The organism is Pseudomonas sp. GW821-FHT02A11, from assembly GCF_059421985.1.
Map to the genome: position 1 here is coordinate 270,304 of NZ_JBWKWB010000002.1, position 22,851 is coordinate 293,154.

Genomic DNA, 22,851 nt, shown 5'->3' on the forward strand with positions numbered 1-22,851 from the left:
CGGTGATCGTGTATCGGCTGCACTGGCGTATCGCGAATGAATTCGCTACCACAGATCATGTGTCCATCGCCGCGATCGCATTCATGCTGCCTGCATGGCGTGGATGGGCCTATCAACCACCCATCATCGACCGAACGATCTTGCCCAATGTCTCCATTGCCCGCTCGGACGTCTCGCTCCACGGGCTGCCGTAGTTCAGACGAATGCAGTGCTGGAAGCGTCGCGTCGGCGAGAAGATCGGCCCCGGTGCGATGCTGATACCTTGCGCCAGGGCTACCTGAAACACCTTCAGCGAATCGATCTGCTCCGGCAGTTCCAGCCACAGGAAGTACCCGCCCGAAGGCTGGCTGACCCGCGTTTGCGGCGGGAAGTAGCGCGCCACGGCGCCGAGCATCGCGCGCAGTTGGTCTTCCAGGCTGATGCGCAATTTGCGCAGGTGCCGGTCGTAGCCGCCATGTTGCAGGTAATCGGCAATCGCCGCCTGAGCGGGCATCGACGCGCACAGCGACGTCATCAGCTTCAGGCGCTCGACCTTCTGCGCATAACGCCCCGCGGCGACCCAGCCCACGCGATAACCGGGGGCCAGGCTCTTGGCGAACGAGCCGCAGTGCAGCACCAGCCCCTCGGTGTCGAACGCCTTGGCCGGTTTCGGCGCGTGCTGACCGTAATACAGCTCGGCGTAGACATCGTCTTCGATCAACGGCACATCGTGCTTGCGCAGCAGCTCCACCAACACGCGTTTGCGCGATTCCGAGACGCTGGCGCCCGTGGGGTTCTGAAAGCTGGTCATGCTCCAGCAGGCCTTGATCGGATAGCGCTCCAGCGTCTGTTCGAGGACATTCAGGTCGATGCCGGTTTGCGGGTGCATGGGGATTTCCACGGCCTTGAGTTTCAGGCGCTCCAGCACTTGCAGGCAGGCGTAGAACGCCGGGGCCTCGATGGCCACCAGATCACCGGGCTCGGTCACCGCTTGCAGGCACAGGTTCAGGGCTTCCAGCGCGCCGTTGGTGATCAGCAGCTCTTCCATGGGCAGCATTTGCCCGGCGACCATGTAGCGCAGGGCGATCTGCCGACGCAACGTTGGGTTGCCGGGGGACAGGTCACTCACCACCATGCTCGGGTCCATGTCCCTCGTCGCGCTGGCCAGCGAGCGGGCAAGACGCTGCAGCGGGAATAGACCGGCGCTGGGAAAGGCCGAGCCGAAGGGTACGGTGTTCGGGTCCTTGATCGATTCCAGCACGGAAAACACCAGTTCACTGACGTCCACCTCAGTGGATTCGCTGACCTGCGCTTGCCCCACGGATTCCAGCGCTGGCGGCACGTCGAAGCGTTGAGCAGCAAAGGTTTCGTTGATCAGGCTGTCATTGACGAAATACCCCGAACGAGGCCGCGCGCGAATCAGGCCGCGTCGCTCCAGCAAGTAATAAGCCTGAAATACCGTGGAAGGGCTGATGCCATGGGTCTGGCTGGCGTAGCGCACCGAGGGCACCCGTTGGCCTGCGGCCAGCACGCCGGAACGAATCAGCTCGGCAATATCGTCGGCAAATTTTTCATAACGCTTCATGAAGGGCTCGCTAATGTCCGGAGCAGGGCAGAGCCACGCTCTATCAGCCCCGGACTATGCGCTTGCGAGGGCTTTCAGTACAGGTGCAGATTTTTCGATAAAAAGCGGATCAGATGGCCCCGTTCACCTCACCAACTCAGATCACTGGCGAATCTTCACCCGGCTCCACGCCGATGGTGTGATGGCGCAGGTCTTTGGCTTTGTACACCGTCAGAACATCAGCTTCTGCTTCGGTGATCGGCACCTTCTTGCCGCCAATATCGGCCTCGGACATGTGCGTGGCGTCGTTGGTGGTGATCACCACATCAACCACCGCGCTGCGGTAAGTCGTGCCGTCCACTACGGCTGAGCAGTGCTGATTGGTGCTGTCGAATTCGAGAGGCATGGTCGTACTCCTTGCCAGGGGTTATGAGGGTACGACTTCGTGGGTGGGTGATCGTTTCGATGTTCCGACGTGGGGAGCGTCAATCACATTGCGGTTAACCGACACACTGCATTCGCTGCCGTCGTAACCTCCGACGTCTCCTACAGGGAACGCGAAGCTTGCGCCGCATTAGCACTCCTGCCGCTGGTTGCGGTCCATTGCTCACGGCACCCCGCACAAGGAACACCCCCCATGAACGCCTGGTGGCAAGAAGTCGTCAACACGCTGCGCGAGGAATTTTCGGATATCACCGATGCCTCGCAACTGACGCGAGTGACGGTGCGGCTGGCGATCGCCGCTGTATTGGGCGGGATACTGGGCTTTGAGCGAGAGCGCAAGGGCAAGGCCGCCGGGGTTCGAACCCACATGCTGGTGTGCATGGGCGCCGCATTGTTTGTGCTCGTGCCTCGGTTGGCGGGGGCGGACGATGCAGCGCTAAGCCGCGTGGTGCAGGGCATCGTTGCCGGCATCGGCTTTCTCGGCGCTGGCACCATTCTCAAGGGGGACAAACTCAACACCCATCAGGTCAAGGGGCTGACCACCGCCGCCGGTTTGTGGATGACCGCTGCCATCGGCATCGCCGCGGGCATGGGTCGGGAGGCGACGGCGGTGCTGAGCACGATTCTGGCGCTGGGTATTTTCAGCCTGATGCCGATGATCGTCGACCGCTTCGATTCACCCGAAGACAAAGTCAAAGACCCTTCACGCAACAGCGGCGGCGACTCTCACGAACCTTGAGTACACCGCTGCGCCGATGGGCTATTTCGGAAACGAGTCGCCCAGTACGGCTGGCGGCTCCTGACTGGGCGGGTCTCCTTTGGGCGGCTCGATTACCGGTGGCATGGTCGGTGGTGGTGGTTCTTCGCTCGGTGGCACCGGCAACTTCGGGTCATCGATGTTCGGATCGGGCGTTTCTGCAGGGATGGGAATGTTCATGGTTTCACCTTCCTTCAGCGCTGAGTGAGTCGAACGGGTCGAGTGCATGTGGGGCTGAATCGTCAGGGCACTCGCAGGGTTCGACACTGCGTGGCTTTGAATGATTCAGCGCATTTTCGGGCGCTTTTACCCGTGGCGTCTAGGCTGGCAACGGATCGATTCTTACGGCACAAGCTCTTTGAACTTTTCCCCGAGGCAGGCGTTCGGAACCTATGCGGCCATGTCCGGATGCGTTCAGTCCGGTGGCCTCCCTCTGTTTATATCGACATGGATCAAATGTGGATGAACGGATTCTCAACACGGAGCGTCCCTGGGGCGTGAGGAGTGATGCTCGATGAATGTGACTGCTGATCAGCCATACGGCCCGGACTCTCTGGCCACCGATGTACCGCACCCAACCCAGCCTTTGACCCTGACCCAGGCCTTGCAGCTGCCGCGCATCGTCATCGAAGACACGCAGCCTGTGATCGAGTCCGGGCAACTGGCGGCCAAAGCCATCATCGGCCAGCCGGTGACGGTCACCAGCAAGGTGTTCGCCGACGGGCACGACAAGATGTCAGTGCGTATTCGCTATCGCGCTGCCGACGAGCAGGACTGGCACCAGGCGCCCATGCGCGAACTCGGCAACGACAGCTGGATCGGTGAATTTACCCCGACGTCTGTCAGTCGCTACCTGTTTCGGCTCGAAGCCTGGATCGATCAGTTCGGCAGCTATCGCTACGAATTGGAGAAAAAATATTCCGCTGGCGTGCCCATCGGCCTGGAACTGGAAGAAGGGCGCCTGCACTTGGTGCATGCCTCCGAGCGCAGCCAGCATGAGCTTAAAGGGCAGATCGACAGCCTGTTGCAGCGCCTGGCAGAGAACACCGAGCACGAGGCGCAGGTTGCCTTGCTGCTGCACAGCGAAACGGCGGCGGTCATGGCCCAGGCCGATAACCATGCGTTTCTGAGCCGCAGCCTGGAATTTCCGCTGGATGTCGAACGTGAACTCGCTCAGTTCGCCAGTTGGTACGAGCTGTTTCCGCGCTCCATCACCGACGACAAACATCGTCACGGCACCTTCAACGACGTTCACAGCCGCCTGCCGATGATTCGCGACATGGGTTTCGACGTGCTGTATTTTCCGCCGATTCACCCCATCGGTCGCGCCCATCGCAAAGGGCCGAACAATTCACTGAAAGCCGGGCCTGACGATCCGGGCAGCCCCTACGCCATCGGCAGCGCCGACGGTGGCCATGATGCGATTCACCCGCAGCTGGGCACTCGAGAGGACTTCCGCAACCTGGTCGCCGCAGCGGCTGAGCACGGCTTGGAAATCGCCCTCGACTTCGCCATCCAATGTTCGCAGGATCACCTCTGGCTCAAGGAGCATCCGGGCTGGTTCTCCTGGCGCCCGGACGGCACGATTCGTTATGCGGAAAACCCGCCAAAGAAATATCAGGACATCGTCAACGTCGATTTCTACGCGCCAGACGCCATTCCGAGCCTGTGGCTGGAGCTGCGCGACGTCGTAGTGGGCTGGGTCGAGGAGGGCGTGAAGATTTTCCGCGTCGACAACCCGCACACCAAGCCGCTGCCGTTCTGGCAATGGCTGATCGCCGACGTGCGCAGCCAGCACCCGGACGTGATGTTCCTCGCCGAGGCGTTCACCAAGCCGGCGATGATGGCGCGTCTGGGCAAGGTCGGGTACTCCCAGAGCTACACCTATTTCACCTGGCGCAACACCAAGGCGGAGCTGGCCGAGTATTTCACCCAGCTCAACGAGTCGCCGTGGCGCGAGTGCTACCGGCCGAACTTTTTCGTTAATACGCCGGACATCAATCCCTACTTCCTTCACGACTCAGGCCGCGCAGGCTTTCTGATCCGTGCGGCACTGGCGACCATGGGCTCAGGGCTGTGGGGCATGTATTCGGGTTTCGAGCTTTGCGAGTCGGCGCCGGTGCCCGGCAAGGAGGAGTACCTGGATTCGGAGAAATATGAGATCCGGCCACGCGACTTCACGGCGCCGGGCAACATCATTGCCGAGATTGCCCAGCTCAACCGCATCCGTCGTCAGAACCCGGCGCTGCAGACTCACTTGGGCCTGCGCATTTATACCGCCTGGAATGACAACATCCTGTACTTCGGCAAGCGCAGTTTCGATGGCAGCAACTTCGTGCTGGTGGCGGTCAGCCTTGACCCGCACAACGCTCAGGAAGCGCATTTTGAGCTGCCGCTGTGGGAGATGGGCCTGCCGGACGATGCCGCGACACTGGGTGAAGACCTCATGACCGGTCACTCCTGGACCTGGTACGGCAAGACGCAGTGGATGCGCATCGACCCGAGTTATCAGCCGTTTGGCATCTGGCGCATCAAGGCCACACATCAATAATTCAAAGGAAGTGGTCATGGCAAAGAAACCCCGGAACGCTGCCTTTATCGACGACCCGCTCTGGTACAAGGATGCGGTGATTTACCAGGTTCACGTGAAGTCGTACTTCGATTCCAATGACGACGGGATCGGTGACTTCCCTGGCCTGATCGCCAAGCTCGATTACATCGCCGGGCTTGGCGTCAACACCATCTGGTTGCTGCCGTTCTACCCTTCGCCCCGTCGGGACGACGGCTACGACATTTCCGATTATCGGGGGGTGCACAGCGACTACGGCAACATGTCCGATGCCAAGAAGTTCATCGCCGAGGCGCACAAGCGCGGGCTGCGGGTAATCACCGAGCTGGTCATTAACCACACCTCGGATCAGCACCCGTGGTTTCAAAAGGCCAGGCACGCGAAGAAGGGTTCTAAAGCTCGGGATTTCTATGTCTGGTCCGATGACGATCAGAAATACGACGGTACGCGAATCATCTTCCTCGACACCGAGAAATCCAACTGGACCTGGGACCCGGTGGCCGGCCAGTACTTCTGGCACCGGTTTTATTCGCACCAGCCGGACCTGAACTTCGACAACCCGCAGGTGATGAACGCGGTGCTGGAAGTCATGCGGTACTGGCTCGACATGGGCATCGACGGTCTGCGTCTGGACGCGATCCCTTACCTGATCGAGCGCGACGGCACTAACAACGAAAACCTGCAGGAGACCCACAACGTCCTCAAGCAGATTCGTGCCGAGATCGACGCCAACTACCCCGACCGCATGCTGCTGGCCGAGGCGAACCAGTGGCCGGAAGACACCCAGCTGTATTTCGGCGATCGCAAGGGCAAGGACGGCGACGAATGTCACATGGCCTTTCACTTCCCGCTGATGCCTCGCATGTACATGGCCGTGGCGCAGGAAGACCGCTTTCCGATCACCGACATCCTGCGCCAGACCCCGGAAATTCCGGAAAACTGCCAGTGGGCGATTTTCCTGCGCAACCACGATGAACTGACCCTGGAAATGGTCACCGATCGTGAACGCGACTATTTGTGGAACTACTACGCATCTGATCGCCGCGCTCGAATCAATCTGGGGATTCGCCGTCGACTGGCACCGCTTCTGGAACGCGATCGCCGCCGCGTAGAGCTCCTCAACAGCATGTTGTTGTCCATGCCAGGTACGCCGACCCTGTATTACGGCGACGAAATCGGCATGGGTGACAACATTTATCTCGGCGACCGCGACGGCGTGCGCACACCGATGCAGTGGTCCATCGACCGCAACGGCGGCTTCTCCCGAGCGAACCCTGCCAGCCTGGTGCTGCCGCCGATCATGGACCCGCTGTACGGCTATCAGTCGGTAAACGTCGAAGCCCAGGATCACGACCCGCATTCGCTGCTGAACTGGACCCGGCGCATGCTCGCCGTGCGCAAGCAGCAGAAGGCGTTTGGGCGCGGCACACTGAAAATGCTCTCGCCAAGCAACCGCCGGATTCTCGCTTACACCCGCGAATACACGGGGCCCGACGGCAAGACCGAGATCATTCTGTGTGTCGCCAACGTTTCCGCCGCTTCTCAGGCTGCCGAACTCGAGCTTTCCCATTACGCCGGCACGGTGCCGGTGGAGATGCTCGGCGGCAGTGCCTTCCCACCTATTGGCCAGCTCAACTACCTGCTGACGTTGCCGCCTTACGGCTTCTACTGGTTCTTGCTGGCCGCGGAGAATCAGATGCCCAGTTGGCACGTTGAACCGGCGCAGAGCCTGCCGGACTTTCCGACCCTGGTGCTCAAACAGCGGCTGGAAGAATTGCTTGACCCACCGCTGCGCAAGACGATGGAGCAAACTTCCCTGGCGGCGTACCTGCCGAAACGCCGCTGGTTTGCGGGCAAAGGCAAAGCGCTTGACAAGGTGCACATCGCTTACGCGGTCCGTTTCGGCACCACCGTGCGTCCGGTCCTGTTGAGCGAAATCGAGGTCACGTCTGGCGATGAAGTGGTCCGCTATCAGTTGCCTTTCGGCTTGTTGCCAGAAGACGACATCAGCAGCGCCTTGCCTCAACAACTGGCGCTGGCTCGTGTTCGACGAGGACGGCAGGTCGGCCTGATCACCGATGCCTTCACGCTTGAGCCGTTCATTCGAGCGGTCATCAAGGGTATGCAGGAGCAGACGGTCCTGGAGACCTCCGATGGCGAGCTGCGCTTCCAGCAAAGCTCGAAGCTGGCACCGGTGGGCCTGAACGATGATGCGGAAGTGCGCTACCTGTCTGCCGAGCAGTCCAACAGCTCGGTGGTCGTCGGCAAGGCACTGGTGCTGAAGATGATTCGTCGCGTCGCGGCGGGCACCCACCCCGAACTGGAGATGGGGGCCTACCTGACCGAAGCCGGATACGAACACATCTCGCCGCTACTCGGTGCCGTAGTGCGGGTCGACAACGCCGGGGAAAGCAACCTGCTGATGATCGCCCAGGGTTACCTGAGCAATCAGGGCGACGCTTGGGAGTGGACGCAGAACAACCTGGAACGGGCGGTTCGCGATGAGATGGCCCACGGTCAATCCAGCGTCGAACAGCACGCAAATGCACTGGTGGAGCTGAAGGATTTCGCCGGTTTGCTCGGTCAGCGTCTGGGCGAGATGCACGTCGTGCTCAGCCAGCCCACCGACAACGCGGATTTCAAAACCGAGGTCACCAGCGTCAAGGACAGCCAGGCTTCAGCGAAAAGCGTGGGGGCGCAGATTGAACGCGCGCTGGATTTGCTCGAACAGCATCGCGATACATTGGAACCCGCCGATCAGCAACTGGTCAGTGAATTGCTCGGAAAACGCAAACCGTTGCTGGCCCAGGTGCAGACCTTGGCCAAACAGTCAGTCGGCGGACTGCGCATGCGGGTCCATGGTGACTTGCATTTGGGGCAGATGCTGGTGGTCAAGGGTGATGCGTATCTGATTGACTTCGAAGGGGAACCGGCTCGCCCGCTACAGGAAAGACGGGCCAAATACAGCCCGTTCAAGGATGTCAGCGGCGTGTTGCGATCTTTCGACTACGCTGCCGCCATGGCCATGCGAAATGCACAGAGCGCCGATAGCTCGGAGCAAGCCACCGCAGCGCGTAAACATGTCGCCGAGACGTATTTGAGACAGGCGCGGGAAGCGTTTCTGGCAGGCTATAAAAAGGCCACCGTCGACGTTGCTCACGCCTTTAAAGATGCCAAGGGAGAGGCGGCCGCGCTGGCGCTTTTCACCCTGGAAAAAGCCGCTTATGAAGTGGCCTACGAGGCCGAAAATCGGCCGACCTGGTTGTCGGTTCCGCTTCAAGGCTTGCGCGGGCTGCTGGACTTGTCTGATGGAGAATCAAAATGAGTGCGTCTGACCTATTCGGTAAAGGCAACCACCAGCTGTTGCCCAACGCCGTCGATATGGACGCGTTGATCCGCGCCGAACACCGTGACCCGTTCTCCATGCTCGGCCCCCACAGCGATGGCAAGGATGGCCAAGTGATCCGCGCGTACCTGCCCAATGCATTGGGTGTGCGGGTCTTGTCTCGGGATGGCGAGCGTGACCTGGGCGAACTGACCATGAGTGACAAGCCCGGCTTTTTCGCCGGGCATTTTCCGGTCCGCGAACCCTACCTGCTGAAAATCAACTGGGCCACCGGCGAGCAGATCACTGAAGATCCGTACAGCTTCGGCCAATTGCTTGGCGAAATGGACCTGTATCTGTTCGCCGAGGGCAACCACCGCGACCTCAGCAGCGCGCTGGGTGCGCAAGTTAAAAATGTCGATGGTGTCGACGGCGTGCGTTTCTCGGTGTGGGCGCCCAATGCCCGCCGCGTGTCCGTGGTCGGTGACTTCAACAGTTGGGACGGTCGCCGTCACCCGATGCGCTTGCGTCACCCAACCGGGGTGTGGGAGATCTTCATTCCGCGTATCGGCCCAGGCGAAGCCTACAAGTACGAAATTCTCGGTCAGCATGGCGTCTTGCCGCTGAAAGCCGACCCCATGGCGCTCGCGACCCAATTGCCGCCCGACACTGCGTCAAAGGTCGCCAAGCCGCTGACTTTTCAATGGCAGGACAACGAGTGGATGCAGTCTCGTGGGGACAAGCACGACATCCACAAGCCACTGTCGATCTATGAGCTGCACGCAGGCTCCTGGAAATGGCACCACGGCGGCGAAGACGAGCCTGATCGCCCGTTCAACTGGCACGAACTGGCCGAGCACCTGATTCCGTACATCAAGGATCTGGGTTTCACCCACATCGAACTGATGCCGATCATGGAACACCCCTTCGGAGGTTCATGGGGCTATCAACTGCTGTCGCAATTCGCACCGAGCGCTCGCTATGGCTCGCCGGAAGACTTCGCGGCTTTCGTCGATGCCTGTCACCAGAATGACATCGGCGTGATCCTCGACTGGGTGCCGGCGCATTTTCCGACCGACACCCATGGTCTGGCGCAATTCGACGGCACTGCGCTCTACGAATATGGCAACCCGCAAGAAGGCTTTCACCAGGATTGGAACACGCTGATCTACAACCTGGGCCGCACCGAGGTGCACGGCTTCATGATCGCCTCGGGCCTGCACTGGCTGAAGCATTTCCACATTGACGGCCTGCGGGTCGATGCTGTGGCCTCCATGCTATACCGCGATTACTCACGCGAGGCTGGCCAATGGGTGCCGAATCGCTACGGCGGCCGCGAGAACCTTGAAGCGATCGACTTCCTGCGTCATCTGAACGACGTGGTCGCGCTGGAAGCGCCGGGTGCGCTGGTCATCGCAGAGGAGTCGACTTCCTGGCCAGGGGTGACGCAACCGACTCAGCAGGGTGGGCTGGGGTTCTCGTACAAGTGGAACATGGGCTGGATGCACGACACGCTCAAGTACGTCGAGCAGGACCCGATCCATCGCCAGCATCACCATGACCGGCTGAGTTTTGGCCTGGTGTACGCATGGTCCGAGCGTTTCATCCTGCCGATTTCCCATGACGAAGTGGTGCACGGCAAGCATTCATTGATCGACAAAATGCCGGGCGATCGCTGGCAGAAGTTTGCCAATTTGCGGGCATACCTGGCGTTCATGTGGACCCATCCGGGCAAGAAGCTCTTGTTCATGGGTTGCGAGTTTGGCCAGTGGCGTGAATGGAATCACGACACCGAGCTGGACTGGCATTTCCTAAATTATGAGGATCACAAGGGCGTGCACACGCTGGTGGGTGATCTGAACCGCTTGTATCGCTCGGAGATGGCGCTTCACGAGCAGGATTGCCAGCCGCAGGGATTCCAGTGGGTGATCGGCGATGACGCCGGGAATAGCGTGTATGCGTATCTACGCTGGAGCAAGAAGAGCGAGCCGCTGTTGGTGGTTGCCAACCTGACGCCGGTACCGCGTCATGGCTATCGGGTGGGCGTACCGTTCAGTGGCAAGTGGGGCGAGCTTTTGAATACCGATGCCCAGGTGTATGCGGGGTCCAACATCGGGAACGGCGGGGCGGTTATGGCTGAGGAGATCAAAAGCCACGGGCAGGCGTTTTCCGTGGCTCTGAATCTGCCGCCGCTGGCGGTGGTGGTGTTCAAGCCAAGTCAAGATTGATGACTCGATAGGCGCCTGGATTAGGGGCACCTCTTTTAAGTAGGGGTGCTTAACGTCTGATTGGCTTCGACGGGGGTCGAAAATCTTTTACGCTGGCGACGCTCCGTAGATCCGCCGCCATCCGCCATCCATGGCGATGGCGGCTTCGCCTTTCTGCCGCTCGGCACAGTTGAAGCAGGGCCCTGGCCGTGCTGCCAATTCCTCGTCGAGATACCGGTACGTCCGCCTCAGGTCTGCCGTGTGAAACATTATTGGCGAATGCATTCGCTCCATCAGGGAATCGCCTGACGACATGCGAACAAAAGACGGGGTTTCACCAGCCCCGCCAGACGAACGTCACCTCCTAACAATGAACCCCGCCCCCGTTTTCAATGTCTGTTGACCACGTTTTGTTCATTGCATGGGTCCATCCGGCCTTTATTTTTATTTTTTGTCGAAGAATCTTCATGTCGCCATCACGTTCCGCTTCGGTTTCCACCCCTCTTTTCTCCATGCTGCCGGGCGCTCGACGCCGTTTGCTCAGTGCCGGCCTGTTGGGAACACTGCTCACCGTTGGCCTCTGCACCCAAGCCCTGGCCGAAGGCAAGGACCGCTGGGTCAGCGACACCCTCAGCACTTACGTGCGCAGCGGCCCCACTGACGGCTACCGCATCATCGGCAACCTCAAGTCCGGGCAGAAGGTCGAGCTGCTCACCACCCAGGGCGACTACAGCCAGGTGCGTGGCAGTTCAGGCGACTCGGTCTGGATTCCCTCCAGTGAACTGCAGGATGTCCCCGGCCAGGCCGAGCGTCTGCCGCAACTCACCCAACAGGTCGCCGACCTCAGTGGCCAGCTGAAAACCATCGACGATGACTGGAAGACCAAGGTCCAGGGCATGCAGGAAACCCTCGACTCGCGCAAGAAACTGGTCGACGAACTGGAAGCCCGCACCAAAGACCTCAACGCCCAGCTGACCGATGCCCAGTCGGAGCTGCGCGCCACCCAGGCCAAGCTCGGCGACGAGAACAATCAGGTGCTGATGCGCTACATGGTCTATGGCGGCAGCATCGCTGGCGCAGGGTTGCTGGTGGGTCTGATCCTTCCGGCACTGACCCGCGGTCGCAAACGCAATGACCGTTGGTTCTAACGCCCCCCTGTGGTAGCGAATTCATTCGCGAGACGTTAGCAGGGTTGAAAACTCTGTGTCTGTAACGCCGCCTCGCGAATGAATTCGCTCCCACAGTCATTTTTTTCTGACGGTCTTTTCAATCCGCTGAAATATCTTGTAATTGGCCCTAGGTCGATTCTTCTTTGTGCGCTAGTTTGGTGCGGCGCCCCGGTGCTGTCGTGGACCGGGGCACGTCGTAAAAGCGCCATCCAATGTGCATCTGCAGTCGCAAGGATGCCGGGCGAATGTTGAGAGGGTGCGTCCCCATCAACGCTCGACCCGCCAATGCTGTTCCACATTCACAAGAACAAAGAGAGTCGACACATGAAGTACGAACCCTTGGCCAAGTCGCTGATAGCGACAGCGCTCACGTTTGCGTTTTCTTCCTCTTATGCAGCTTCCGTTGCCCCTGTTGCCGCTGAAAACGGCATGGTGGTCACCGCGCAACACCTGGCGACCCACGTGGGCGTCGATGTGCTCAAGTCCGGTGGCAACGCCGTGGATGCCGCCGTGGCCGTGGGCTACGCGCTGGCAGTGGTTTACCCGGCAGCGGGCAACCTGGGCGGCGGTGGCTTCATGACCATCCAGCTCGCAGACGGGCGCAAGACCTTTCTCGACTTCCGCGAAAAAGCCCCTCAGGCGGCCACTGCCAACATGTACCTGGACAAGGACGGCAATGTCGTACCTGACCTGAGCGCCAAAGGCCACTTGGCCGTTGGCGTACCGGGCACGGTGTCCGGCATGGAGCTGGCACTGAGCAAATACGGCACCAAGAAGCGGGCTGAAGTCATCGCGCCGGCGATCAAGCTGGCCGAGAACGGTTTCCCGCTGGAGCAGGGCGACATTGACCTGCTGCACACCGCGACAGATGAATTCAAGGCAGACAAGGACCTGGGCCCGATTTTCCTGAGCAAGGGCCAGCCGATGAAAGTCGGCGAAAAACTGGTGCAAAAGGACCTGGCAAAGACCCTCAAGGAAATCTCCGCCAAAGGCAGCGACGGTTTCTACAAAGGCTGGGTGGCCAAGGCCATCGTCGATTCGAGCAAGGCGGGCAAGGGCATCATCGTCCAGACTGACCTGGACAAGTACAAAACCCGCGAGCTGGCGCCGATCGAGTGCGATTACCGTGGCTATCACGTGGTGTCGGCGCCGCCTCCAAGCTCCGGCGGGGTGGTCATCTGCGAAATCATGAACATCCTCGAAGGCTACCCGATGAAGGAGCTGGGCTATCACTCGGCCCAAGGGTTGCACTACCAGATCGAGGCCATGCGTCACGCGTACGTGGACCGCAACAGTTACCTGGGCGACCCGGACTTCGTGAAAAACCCGATCGACCATCTGCTCAATCGTGACTACGCCGCCAAACTGCGCGCCGCCATCGAGCCGCAGAAAGCCGGCGATTCCCAGGCCATCAAGCCGGGTGTCGCGCCCCACGAAGGCAACAACACCACCCACTATTCGATCGTCGACAAGTGGGGCAACGCGGTTTCCGTCACCTACACCCTCAACGACTGGTTCGGCGCGGGCGTGATGGCGAGCAAGACCGGGGTAATCCTCAACGACGAAATGGACGACTTCACCTCCAAGGTCGGCGTGCCGAACATGTACGGCCTGGTGCAGGGTGAGGCCAACGCCATCGCACCGGGCAAAACGCCGCTGTCGTCGATGAGCCCGACCATCGTCACCAAGGATGGGAAGGCCGTGATGGTCGTCGGCACGCCGGGTGGCAGCCGCATCATCACCGCGACCCTGCTGACCATGCTCAACGTCATCGACTACGGCATGAACATTCAGGAAGCGGTCGATGCGCCACGTTTCCACCAACAGTGGATGCCGGAAACCACCAATCTTGAGAACTTCGCGGTCAGCCCTGACACGCAGAAGATCCTCGAAAGTTGGGGCCACACGTTCGCCGGTCCACAGGACGCCAACCACCTGGCGGCGATTCTGGTCGGTGCGCCTTCGCTGGGCGGCAAGCCAGTGGGCAATAACCGTTTCTACGGTGCCAATGATCCCCGTCGTAACACCGGCCTTTCCCTGGGGTATTAAGCGCTCGGCGTAATGGCTGACACCGTAGATGAAACTGTGGGAGCAAATTTCATTCGCGAAAGGTCTTCCAGACGCTAGAGATGAATCGTCTTCACCGGCCAATTGCGAATGAACTCGCTCCCACAGCAATCCGCAGTCGCTGCGAAATGCAAGGCCAGACCCGGATCCAACTGTGGGAGCGAATTTCATTCGCGAAAGGTCTTCCAGACGATAGAGATGAATCGTCTTCACCGGCTAATCGCGAATGAATTCGCTCTCACAGCAATCCGCAGTCGCTGCGAAATGCAAGGCCAGACCCGGACCCAACTGTGGGAGCGAATTCATTCGCGAAAGGTCTTCCAGGCGATAGAGATGAATCGTCTTCACCGGCTAATCGCGAATGAATTCGCTCTCACAGGTTTGAGCTCGGCAGGCCATGCCCCTGCGCGGTGGGTGTTTGAAGCGTGACTTATAGATGTTATGTTATAACGCTATGAGAGAGCGATTCTGCTCGCATGCTTCGAGAACTTTTCCCACGATGAACACACCACTTCCCGACGTTGCCGCCTCCGAATCGTCCCGATCCTTGTTGCCTCTGGACTGGGTCGGCATGCAAGGCATCGACATTCCGCTGATCCTCGACGAGCCCGGCGTCGATGTCCCTGTTCACGCCCGTGCCGATTTGCAGGTCGATCTGCCGATGCCGCAGATCAAGGGCATTCACATGTCGCGGCTGTACACGCTGCTGGATCGCTTTGCCGAGCACCATGCAGTGAGTCCGGCGAGCCTGGCGGCATTGCTGGAGTTGATGGTCGACAGCCACGCCGATTGCCATTGCTCCCAGGCACGCTTGCGCCTGAGCTTTGAGCTGCTGTGCAAACGGCCAGCGCTGGTCACCCAAGGGCTGAGCGGCTGGAAGTCCTATCCGGTGGTGGTCGATGCGCAGTGGCAGCAGGGTCGTTTGGCGCTCACTGTCAGCGCAAGCGTCACCTATTCCTCGACTTGCCCGTGTTCGGCGGCGCTGTCTCGGCAATTGCTGGAGCAGGCGTTTGTCGCCCACTTCGGGGCAGGCCCGGTGGACAGCGCCGAGGTGGCGCAGTGGATCCGCCAGAACGGCTCCCACGCCACGCCCCACAGCCAGCGCAGCATCGCGCGGGTTCAGGTGCGTGTCGATCAGGACGCCGAACGCCTGGGTTTGCTCAGCCTGATCGACCTCATCGAAGGCGCCCTCGGCACGCCCGTGCAAACTGCCGTGAAGCGCGCCGATGAGCAGGCCTTTGCGCGGCTCAATGGGCAAAACCTGATGTACGTCGAAGATGCCGCGCGCAAGATTCAGCAGGCACTGGTGGGCCGCTACCCGATCAACAACATTTCGGTGCAGCACCTTGAGAGCCTGCATCCTCACGATGCGGTCGCCTCGTCCTCCAGTGGCAGTGCGTTGCTCGCGGGAGGGCGTTTCTCATGACCCGTGCCGGTGGACAGTGTTTCCTGTGTCGCGCCATCAAGGATTGAGCAGGGCGCGCTCCATGCGTGCCAGCGCCTCTTCGAGCATCGGCCGTGGGCAGCCGAAGTTCAGACGTACGAACTGACCGCAGTCGTCGCCAAACTCCAGGCCGCAGCTCAGGGCGACCTTGGCCTCGCTGAGGAAGAACTGCTGGGGGTGCTGGATGTCCAGCGCCGAGCAGTCCAGCCACGCGAGATAGGTGCTTTGCGGCAGGTGCATGCGAATGCCGGGGAAGCGGGTTTCAAGGGCGTGGGCCAGATAGTCGCGGTTGTCCTGCAGGTAGGCATTGACCTGCGCCAGCCACTCGGCGCTGTCGCGGTAGGCAGCTTGCGTTGCCTCAAGGCCCAGCGCGTTGACGCTGTCCACCAGCCCCAGGCGGCCCGCGTTGAAGCGCTCGCGCAATTCGGCGTTCTGCACCACGGCAAAAGCGGTCTTCATGCCGGCGATGTTCCAGGCTTTGCTGGCGGACATCAGGGTCACGCTGCGCACGGCGATTTCCGGGCTCAGGGAGGCAATCGGGGTGTGACGACGGCCATCGAACAGAATGTCGGCGTGGATCTCGTCGGAGATGATCAGCACGTCATGCTGCACGCAGGCCTCGCCGATGGCGCGCAGCTCGTCGCGCTCGAAGACCTTGCCCAGCGGATTGTGCGGATTGCTCAGCAGCAGGGCGCGTGACTGCAGCAACGCGTTTTGCAATGCAGCGATGTCGGTGGGGTATTGGCCATTGGCGTCGGCGTGAAACGGCAGGTCGACTCGGGGCAGCTTCCAGTTCGCCGGGGCGTGCAGCAGTGGCGCGTAATTGGGCGTCTGCACCAGCACGCCGCTGCCTGCGGGCACCAGGGTGTTGAGCGCCATGTTCACGCCGGGTTCGACGCCGGGCAGGAACACCAGGTCTTCGGGTTGAATCACCCAGTCGTAGTGACGGGCCAGGTGCGCCACGAGCGTCTCACGCAGGCTGTCCTGCGCCACCGAGTAGCCCAGCAGCGGGTGTTCAAGACGGTTTTTCAGCGCTTGGACGATCGGCTCGGCCACCGGGAAATCCATGTCCGCCACCCACATCGGCAACACGTCCTGCGGGTACTGGCTCCACTTCTTGCTGCCGGTGTTCAGGCGCTGATAAACGCTGTTCAGGTCCATGCTCGTGACGGTCTCGACAAAAACGATGGGCGATTGTGCCAGAGAGCCGAGGCCAAGTTCACCTGGGTGCCCGTTGCCTAGAAAAGTAACCTCTAGAGGTTACTTTCGTAAAAGTAACCCTTTTAGGTTACATTTCGCTGTTTTCCCCTATAGTGGTCTGCATCTCATGCGGGTTGCAGGACGTTTCCATGACCATTAAAGCGGTATTGACCGGCGATCTGATGCACTCGCAAGCCGTCACCGACACCCAGGGTTACGTCGAAGGGCTGAAGCGGGTACTGAGTGCGCTGAACACACATTACGGGCTCGACACCGACACTTTTCGCGGCGACGGTTTTCAAGTGGTACCCAAGGACGCTTCACAGGCTTTCGAGTGCGCGCTGGCGATTCGCGCGGGCTTGATTGCGGCAAGCCCCGACGGTGAGCGCTGGGATGCGCGCATCGCCATTGGCATCGGCGCGTCGAGTGCCGGGCGTAACTATGGTGAGGCCTACGTGTTGTCCGGGCAGGGGCTCGACGGCATGAAAAAACTCAGCCTGGCAGTGTTCAGTCAGGAGGCCTCGTTCCTACGGTGTACCGAGCTGGTGACCGAATTCGTCGCCGCCATCCTCGATAAATGGACCGTCGTCGAGGCCCAAGCCTATTACGCCCATCTGTTAGGCGTGGGCGATCAGCAGAGCATCGCCGAGAACCTGGGCAAATCCCGAGTAGCGATCAACAAGGCCTTGCAGCGCGGGCAGGCGCGTTTGCTGGATCGGTATCTGGCCAGTACGCGGCAATGGGTCGGGGAGTTGGGCAATGCGTGACGCGTCGGTGGTGTTGCTGGTGCTGATCCTGCTGAACATGCTGCTGGACTACGGATTCAGCGGTTGGCGAGCACGCTCCAGGCCCGACAGTGCGAGGGGGCAGACGCTATTGATGAGTCTGCTTCAGGGCCTGGCCGTCGTCCCGGTGGTGTACTGGGCCACCCTCAGTGCGCTGCCGGCTGTGGTCGCCGGTGTAGCGTTTGCCGTGGGTTGGGGGCTGGTGCGTTGGGTCATGGACAGCGTCGCGTCGGCCTACGCCTTTATCTGGCGGTTCGCGTTGCAAGTCGCGTTGTTGCTGGTGATCTGGCTGAGCGTCGAGGGTTACTGGGGTTGGGCCGCAGAAGAGGGCAAAACGCTGTTCAGCGCGCACAACCTGTTGGTGCTGCTGGCGTATGTGCTGGTGTGGCGCCCGGCCTCTGCGGTGATCGGCGCGGTGCTGACGCCCTTCATGGGCGGCGTGCAAGAAAGCAGCCGGGTCTCGCTGAAAAAGGCCGGCACGTGGATCGGCTATCTGGAGCGAACCCTGATCCTGACCTTTGTGCTGATGGAGCAGTGGGAGGCCATCGGTTTTTTGCTTACCGCAAAAAGTATTCTGCGCTTCAACGACATCAAGGGCGCTGAGCAGCGCTCCCTCAGCGAATACGTGCTGCTGGGCACGCTGGTGAGCTTCACGGTCAGCATCGCCATCGGCCTGGCGGTGCTGAAACTGTCCGGAAAGTAACCCCGAGAGGTTACTTTGCCGAATGTAACCTCCAGGGGTTACTTTGCTGAACGATCAGCCACGGGCGATCACCAGAAGGTGGTCGCCTGGCTGTTCAAGCGACCCGCAATCACTGCAATCGCCTTATCGACATCTGCCGCCTCAGTGTAACGGCCCAGGCTCAAACGCAAGCTGCTGCTGGCCAGCGCCGGGCTCAGACCCATTGCCAACAACACGTGAGACGCACCGCTGCTGGCCGAGTTGCAGGCCGATGTCGACGACACGGCCAGATCGCTGGACAGGCTCATGGCATTGAACCCGGCCTTGTCGACGCAGATGTTCAGCGTGTGCGGCACGCGTTGCAGCGGATCGCCATTGAGGCTCACCCCCGGCAGTTGCAGCAGGCCGTCACGCAGACGGGCCGACAGCGCGCTGATGCGCTGCACTTCTTCCTGCATCTCGGCGCTGGCCAGCGCGTAGGCTGCGCCCATGCCGACGATCTGGTGAGTGGCCAGGGTGCCGGAACGAAAGCCCTGTTCGTGGCCGCCGCCATGCATTTGCGCTTCCAGCAACGGGCGCGCACGTTCGCCGACGTACAGCGCGCCGATGCCTTTCGGCCCGTAGGTCTTGTGGGCAGAGAACGACATCAAATCCACTGGCAACGCGTTCAGGTCGATGCCGACTTTGCCTGCGCCTTGCGCCGCGTCGACGTGGAAGAGGGCGCCATGCTCGCGTATCAATTTGCCAATGGTGGCGATGTCGGTGAGGGTACCCAGCTCATTGTTGACCAGCATCAAGGAGACCAGCAGCGTGTCGTCGCGCAGGGCTTGGAGAACGGCTTCAGCCTGGATAAGGCCCTGATGGTCAGGTTCAAGCCAGGTCACGGGAAAGCCCGCTTGCTCGAGCTGGCGCACGGTGTCAACCACGGCCTTGTGCTCGATGCGGCTGGTGATCAGGTGGCGGCGCGGCCCGTTGGCGCTTTGCGCGATGCCTTTGATGGCGAGGTTGTTGGATTCGGTGGCGCCGGAGGTCCAGATCAGCGAGTCGGCGCTGCAGCCGACCAGTTCGGCCACCTGACGCCGGGCCAGCTCGACCGACTGGCGGGCCAGATTGCCGTAAGCGTGTGAGTTGGAAGCGGGGTTGCCAAACGTGCCTTCGCGGCCTAGGCAGGTGACCATGGCCTGGATGACGCGGTCATCGACAGGGGTGGTGGCTGCGTAGTCGAAGTAACAAGGAAGTGTGCTCATAGGGGGGAGAAATCCGCGCTGTCCGTGATGGGAAAATACTACTAGCGCGAGACTGAAAAAAAATTGATTACTGAACGCTGATCTCAGTCATGGATAGATTATTTTTCTACGTGCTCCTTTATTTGGAGAATATGATTTCGACAACCGCTGCTATTGGCTTATCTTTATCGCCACCGGTCATAACGACACCTCTAAGGCAACGTTCTCCATGGACAAATTCGACCAGGCCATCCTCGGCATTTTGCAGGCCGATTGCACCCGACCCATCGCGGAAATCGCCGACAGCATCGGCCTTGGCAGCACGGCGTGCTGGCGGCGGGTGCAAAAGCTCGAAGAGCAGGGGCTGATCAAGGGCAGGGTGGCGCTGCTCGACCCCGCATTGCTGAACGTTGCGGTCACCGTATTCGCCGCCATTCGTACCAACCAGCACAACGCCCAGTGGCTCGGCCGCTTCCATGACCTCATCGAAACCTTGCCCGAAGTAGTGGAGTGCTATCGCATGGCCGGGGATACGGATTACATGTTGCGTATCGTCGTACCGGACATCGCCGGTTATGACGCGGTGTACAAGAAGCTGATTCAGCTGTCGGGCATCACCGATATCAGTTCCAGCTTTGCGATGGAGCGGATCAAGTCCACCACGCAATTGCCGCTGACCTACACCGCTTGAACGTTTTTCTCTGCGGCAAATGCGCTCTTTTTCTCCCTGTGGGAGCGAATTCATTCGCGAGACGCAGTACAACCGATGGAGATGTGTCGGATGTACCGGCCCCTCGCGAATGAATTCGCTCCCACAGGGAACGCGTTGACCCTGCGCTCTAACCTTATGCCCAAACGGTATTTCCCAGCTGCTGCTTAAGCTCATTAACATCACGTCATAACTCGTTATGACAAGTGATGCCCATGACTGAAACCGCCAAAACCCTTTCGCCGCTTTCCAGCGTGCCGTTGCACAGCCAGCTGCGTGATCTGCTGCGTGGCCGCATCCTCGATGGCGAGTACACACCGGACAGCCAAATGCCGTCGGAAAGCGAACTGGGGGCGATGTTCAACGTCAGCCGCATCACTGTGCGTCAGGCGTTGGGCGACCTGCAAAAAGAAGGGCTGATCTTCAAGATCCATGGCAAAGGCACCTTCGTTTCCAAACCCAAAACCTTCCAGAACGTCAGCACCTTGCAAGGGCTGGCCGAATCCATGACCGGCCGTGGCTATGAAGTGATCAACCGCCTGCGCAGCTTCCGTTTCGTGCCGGCCGACAAGCTGGTGGCCGAGCGACTGAGCGTGGCCGAAGGGGAAATCGTCGCGCAGATTCGTCGGGTGCGGCTGATCAACCGCGAGCCGGTATCGCTGGAAGTCACCTGGTTGCCCAAACACTTGGGCGAGCGCCTGGAAACCGCTGATCTGGTGACCCGCGACATCTTCCTGATTCTGGAAAACGACTGCGGCCTGACCCTGGGCCATGCGGACCTGGCCATTGACGCCGTGCTGGCTGACAGCGACCTGACCCAGGCGCTGGACGTGGAAACCGGCTCGCCGATCATGCGCATCGAGCGTCTGACCCACACCGCCGACGGCACGCCAGTGGATTTCGAACACCTTTATTACCGGGGCGATGCGTTCCAGTACCGCCTGCGAATCGACCGTCACCGGGAGGCTCAGTGATGACGCGCCAACTGCTAGAACAGGAATACGATATTGTGGTGATCGGCGGCGGTACGGCCGGTCCCATGGCCGCGATCAAGGCCAAGGAGCGCAACCGCAACCTGCGGGTGTTGCTGATCGACAAAGCCAACGTCAAGCGCAGCGGCGCCATCAGCATGGGCATGGACGGCTTGAACAATGCGGTGATCCCCGGCCACGCCACCCCTGAGCAGTACACCAAGGAAATCACCATCGCCAACGACGGCATCGTCAATCAGGCGGCGGTCTACGCCTACGCCACGCACAGTTTCGAAACCATCGAGCAACTGGACCGCTGGGGCGTGAAATTCGAGAAGGACGAAACCGGCGATTACGCGGTCAAGAAGGTCCACCACATGGGCGCCTACGTGCTGCCGATGCCCGAAGGCCATGACATTAAAAAGGTGCTGTACCGCCAGTTGAAGCGGGCGAGGGTGACCATCACCAATCGCGTGGTCTGCACTCGTTTGCTCACCGACACCGAGGGCGCGGTGAATGGCGTGATGGGTTTCGACTGCCGCACCGCTGACTTCCACGTGATCAAGGCCAAGGCAGTGATCCTCTGTTGCGGCGCGGCGGGGCGTCTGGGTTTGCCATCGTCGGGTTACTTGATGGGCACCTACGAAAACCCGACCAACGCCGGCGACGGTTACGCCATGGCCTATCACGCCGGGGCTGAGCTGGCGAACCTGGAGTGCTTCCAGATCAACCCGCTGATCAAGGACTACAACGGCCCGGCCTGTGCCTATGTCACCGGCCCGTTGGGCGGCTACACGGCCAACAACAAGGGCGAACGCTTCATCGAGTGCGATTACTGGAGCGGGCAGATGATGTGGGAGTTCCACCAGGAACTGGAAAGCGGCAACGGCCCGGTGTTTCTCAAACTCGATCACCTGGCCGAAGAGACCATTCAGAACATCGAAGATATCCTGCACAGCAACGAGCGCCCCAGTCGCGGCCAGTTTCACGCCAATCGCGGCACCGATTACCGCAGCCAGATGGTGGAAATGCACATCTCCGAGATCGGCTTTTGCAGCGGGCATTCGGCGTCCGGCGTGTGGGTCAATGAACGCGCAGAGACTTCGGTCAAGGGTCTGTATTCGGCGGGCGACATGGCTGCAGTGCCGCACAACTACATGCTCGGCGCCTTCACCTACGGCTGGTTCGCTGGTCATAACGCCGCCGATTACGTGGCCGAGCGGGATTTCAGCGACGTCGATGCGCAGCAGATCGAACGCGAACAGGCGAGGGTCTACGCGCCACTGGATCGCGAGCACGGCCTGCCGCCAGCCCAGGTGGAATACAAGCTGCGGCGCTTCGTCAATGACTACCTGCAGCCGCCGAAAGTGACCAAGAAGATGCAGATTGGCCTGCAGCGGTTCAGCGACATCGAACGCGATCTCGATCAACTCAAAGCCAACAACGCCCATGAGTTGATGCGCGCCATGGAAGTCAGCGTGATCCGCGACTGCGCTGAAATGGCCGCCCGCGCCTCGCTGTACCGCGCCGAAAGCCGCTGGGGCCTGTACCACCATCGCGTCGATCATCCGCTGCGCAACGACCGCGACTGGTTCTGCCACACGCACCTGAAAAAGGACGAAGAGGGGCGCATGGTCAGCTTCAAGAAAGCGGTTGAGCCCTACATCGTTGCCTTGGACGCCGAAGAAATGGCCGCCTACGACCGCCTGCGCGTGGGGGCTGACGCAGCCTGAACCCGCATCGCCTGCACCTT

At 60.5% G+C, this 22,851-nt stretch carries 17 protein-coding genes; 12 read left to right on the forward strand and 5 right to left on the reverse strand.

Features of this window, described 5'->3' with window-relative positions; translation table 11 throughout:
- Positions 1 to 112: 112 nt before the first annotated feature.
- A complete protein-coding gene (gene mapR / locus AC07V9_RS03675; protein WP_495014336.1) occupies positions 113 to 1,564 on the reverse strand; it encodes a GntR family transcriptional regulator MpaR in 1,452 nt (483 codons plus the stop codon).
- Positions 1,565 to 1,700: 136 nt separating this feature from the next.
- Entirely contained in the window at positions 1,701 to 1,949 is a 249-nt protein-coding gene (locus AC07V9_RS03680; protein WP_495014337.1) for a DUF3203 family protein, read from the reverse strand.
- Positions 1,950 to 2,180: 231 nt separating this feature from the next.
- On the opposite strand from AC07V9_RS03680, the gene AC07V9_RS03685 reads away from it, so the two are divergent.
- On the forward strand, positions 2,181 to 2,726 hold the full coding sequence (locus tag AC07V9_RS03685; RefSeq protein ID WP_495014338.1) for an MgtC/SapB family protein: 546 nt from the start codon (positions 2,181 to 2,183) through the stop codon (positions 2,724 to 2,726).
- Between the two features lie 21 nt (positions 2,727 to 2,747).
- Here AC07V9_RS03685 and AC07V9_RS03690 read toward each other — a convergent pair whose 3' ends face one another.
- A complete protein-coding gene (locus tag AC07V9_RS03690) occupies positions 2,748 to 2,924 on the reverse strand; it encodes a hypothetical protein (RefSeq protein WP_495014339.1) in 177 nt (58 codons plus the stop codon).
- A 334-nt stretch (positions 2,925 to 3,258) separates the two neighbouring features.
- Here AC07V9_RS03690 and AC07V9_RS03695 point away from each other — a divergent pair, with 334 nt between their 5' ends.
- The 6 genes from AC07V9_RS03695 (at position 3,259) to folE2 (ending at position 15,507) form a co-directional block, all read left to right on the forward strand.
- Positions 3,259 to 5,295: an alpha-1,4-glucan--maltose-1-phosphate maltosyltransferase gene (locus AC07V9_RS03695; RefSeq protein ID WP_495014340.1), complete on the forward strand. Its 2,037-nt coding sequence runs from the start codon at positions 3,259 to 3,261 to the stop codon at positions 5,293 to 5,295.
- A 16-nt stretch (positions 5,296 to 5,311) separates the two neighbouring features.
- Positions 5,312 to 8,638, forward strand: coding sequence for a maltose alpha-D-glucosyltransferase (treS, locus tag AC07V9_RS03700; protein WP_495014341.1), 3,327 nt, complete (start codon positions 5,312 to 5,314; stop codon positions 8,636 to 8,638).
- On the forward strand, positions 8,635 to 10,866 hold the full coding sequence (gene glgB / locus AC07V9_RS03705; RefSeq protein ID WP_495014342.1) for a 1,4-alpha-glucan branching protein GlgB: 2,232 nt from the start codon (positions 8,635 to 8,637) through the stop codon (positions 10,864 to 10,866). Before treS ends, glgB begins: the two co-directional genes overlap by 4 nt.
- A gap of 446 nt (positions 10,867 to 11,312) precedes the next feature.
- Positions 11,313 to 11,993, forward strand: a complete 681-nt coding sequence (locus tag AC07V9_RS03710; RefSeq protein ID WP_495014343.1) for a TIGR04211 family SH3 domain-containing protein — start codon at positions 11,313 to 11,315, stop codon at positions 11,991 to 11,993.
- 345 nt (positions 11,994 to 12,338) lie between these two features.
- Positions 12,339 to 14,063: a gamma-glutamyltransferase gene (gene ggt, locus AC07V9_RS03715; RefSeq protein ID WP_495014344.1), complete on the forward strand. Its 1,725-nt coding sequence runs from the start codon at positions 12,339 to 12,341 to the stop codon at positions 14,061 to 14,063.
- 517 nt (positions 14,064 to 14,580) lie between these two features.
- On the forward strand, positions 14,581 to 15,507 hold the full coding sequence (gene folE2, locus AC07V9_RS03720) for a GTP cyclohydrolase FolE2 (protein WP_495014345.1): 927 nt from the start codon (positions 14,581 to 14,583) through the stop codon (positions 15,505 to 15,507).
- A gap of 36 nt (positions 15,508 to 15,543) precedes the next feature.
- On the opposite strand, the gene AC07V9_RS03725 is transcribed toward folE2, so the two are convergent.
- Entirely contained in the window at positions 15,544 to 16,686 is a 1,143-nt protein-coding gene (locus AC07V9_RS03725; protein ID WP_495014346.1) for a MalY/PatB family protein, read from the reverse strand.
- A 188-nt stretch (positions 16,687 to 16,874) separates the two neighbouring features.
- On the opposite strand from AC07V9_RS03725, the gene AC07V9_RS03730 reads away from it, so the two are divergent.
- Both AC07V9_RS03730 and AC07V9_RS03735 read left to right on the forward strand, forming a co-directional pair.
- Positions 16,875 to 17,492 carry a hypothetical protein gene (locus tag AC07V9_RS03730; RefSeq protein WP_495014347.1) on the forward strand — a complete coding sequence of 206 codons (618 nt, stop codon included), beginning with the start codon at positions 16,875 to 16,877 and terminating at the stop codon, positions 17,490 to 17,492.
- Positions 17,485 to 18,213 carry a hypothetical protein gene (locus tag AC07V9_RS03735; RefSeq protein WP_495014348.1) on the forward strand — a complete coding sequence of 243 codons (729 nt, stop codon included), beginning with the start codon at positions 17,485 to 17,487 and terminating at the stop codon, positions 18,211 to 18,213. The genes AC07V9_RS03730 and AC07V9_RS03735 overlap by 8 nt, the downstream gene beginning before the upstream one ends.
- 68 nt (positions 18,214 to 18,281) lie before the next feature.
- Here the strand turns inward: AC07V9_RS03735 and AC07V9_RS03740 are convergent, their stop codons facing one another.
- The gene (locus AC07V9_RS03740) at positions 18,282 to 19,439 is read right to left on the reverse strand and encodes an aminotransferase class V-fold PLP-dependent enzyme (protein WP_495014349.1); all 1,158 of its coding nucleotides are present in this window, start codon (positions 19,437 to 19,439) and stop codon (positions 18,282 to 18,284) included.
- 208 nt (positions 19,440 to 19,647) lie between these two features.
- Between AC07V9_RS03740 and AC07V9_RS03745 the strand changes: the two genes are divergently transcribed.
- The 3 genes from AC07V9_RS03745 to AC07V9_RS03755 all read left to right on the forward strand — a co-directional run bounded on the left by AC07V9_RS03745 (position 19,648) and on the right by AC07V9_RS03755 (position 22,831).
- Positions 19,648 to 20,109, forward strand: a complete 462-nt coding sequence (locus tag AC07V9_RS03745; RefSeq protein ID WP_495014350.1) for an Lrp/AsnC family transcriptional regulator — start codon at positions 19,648 to 19,650, stop codon at positions 20,107 to 20,109.
- 233 nt (positions 20,110 to 20,342) lie between these two features.
- Positions 20,343 to 21,101 carry a GntR family transcriptional regulator gene (locus tag AC07V9_RS03750; protein ID WP_495014351.1) on the forward strand — a complete coding sequence of 253 codons (759 nt, stop codon included), beginning with the start codon at positions 20,343 to 20,345 and terminating at the stop codon, positions 21,099 to 21,101.
- Positions 21,101 to 22,831: a fumarate reductase/succinate dehydrogenase flavoprotein subunit gene (locus AC07V9_RS03755; protein WP_495014352.1), complete on the forward strand. Its 1,731-nt coding sequence runs from the start codon at positions 21,101 to 21,103 to the stop codon at positions 22,829 to 22,831. Before AC07V9_RS03750 ends, AC07V9_RS03755 begins: the two co-directional genes overlap by 1 nt.
- The last annotated feature ends 20 nt before the right edge of the window (positions 22,832 to 22,851 follow it).

Excerpts from the sequence above, each read along its gene's own strand:
- AC07V9_RS03755 (WP_495014352.1), top strand. The coding sequence starts at position 21,101 with ATGACGCGCCAACTGCTAGAACAGGAATACGATATTGTGGTGATCGGC.
- AC07V9_RS03740 (WP_495014349.1), bottom strand. The coding sequence starts at position 19,439 with ATGAGCACACTTCCTTGTTACTTCGACTACGCAGCCACCACCCCTGTC.
- AC07V9_RS03690 (WP_495014339.1), bottom strand. The coding sequence starts at position 2,924 with ATGAACATTCCCATCCCTGCAGAAACGCCCGATCCGAACATCGATGAC.
- AC07V9_RS03725 (WP_495014346.1), bottom strand. The coding sequence starts at position 16,686 with ATGGACCTGAACAGCGTTTATCAGCGCCTGAACACCGGCAGCAAGAAG.
- ggt (WP_495014344.1), top strand. The coding sequence starts at position 12,339 with ATGAAGTACGAACCCTTGGCCAAGTCGCTGATAGCGACAGCGCTCACG.
- AC07V9_RS03735 (WP_495014348.1), top strand. The coding sequence starts at position 17,485 with ATGCGTGACGCGTCGGTGGTGTTGCTGGTGCTGATCCTGCTGAACATG.
- AC07V9_RS03750 (WP_495014351.1), top strand. The coding sequence starts at position 20,343 with ATGACTGAAACCGCCAAAACCCTTTCGCCGCTTTCCAGCGTGCCGTTG.
- folE2 (WP_495014345.1), top strand. The coding sequence starts at position 14,581 with ATGAACACACCACTTCCCGACGTTGCCGCCTCCGAATCGTCCCGATCC.
- AC07V9_RS03680 (WP_495014337.1), bottom strand. The coding sequence starts at position 1,949 with ATGCCTCTCGAATTCGACAGCACCAATCAGCACTGCTCAGCCGTAGTG.
- glgB (WP_495014342.1), top strand. The coding sequence starts at position 8,635 with ATGAGTGCGTCTGACCTATTCGGTAAAGGCAACCACCAGCTGTTGCCC.
- AC07V9_RS03730 (WP_495014347.1), top strand. The coding sequence starts at position 16,875 with ATGACCATTAAAGCGGTATTGACCGGCGATCTGATGCACTCGCAAGCC.
- AC07V9_RS03710 (WP_495014343.1), top strand. The coding sequence starts at position 11,313 with ATGTCGCCATCACGTTCCGCTTCGGTTTCCACCCCTCTTTTCTCCATG.
- AC07V9_RS03685 (WP_495014338.1), top strand. The coding sequence starts at position 2,181 with ATGAACGCCTGGTGGCAAGAAGTCGTCAACACGCTGCGCGAGGAATTT.
- AC07V9_RS03695 (WP_495014340.1), top strand. The coding sequence starts at position 3,259 with ATGAATGTGACTGCTGATCAGCCATACGGCCCGGACTCTCTGGCCACC.
- treS (WP_495014341.1), top strand. The coding sequence starts at position 5,312 with ATGGCAAAGAAACCCCGGAACGCTGCCTTTATCGACGACCCGCTCTGG.
- AC07V9_RS03745 (WP_495014350.1), top strand. The coding sequence starts at position 19,648 with ATGGACAAATTCGACCAGGCCATCCTCGGCATTTTGCAGGCCGATTGC.
- mapR (WP_495014336.1), bottom strand. The coding sequence starts at position 1,564 with ATGAAGCGTTATGAAAAATTTGCCGACGATATTGCCGAGCTGATTCGT.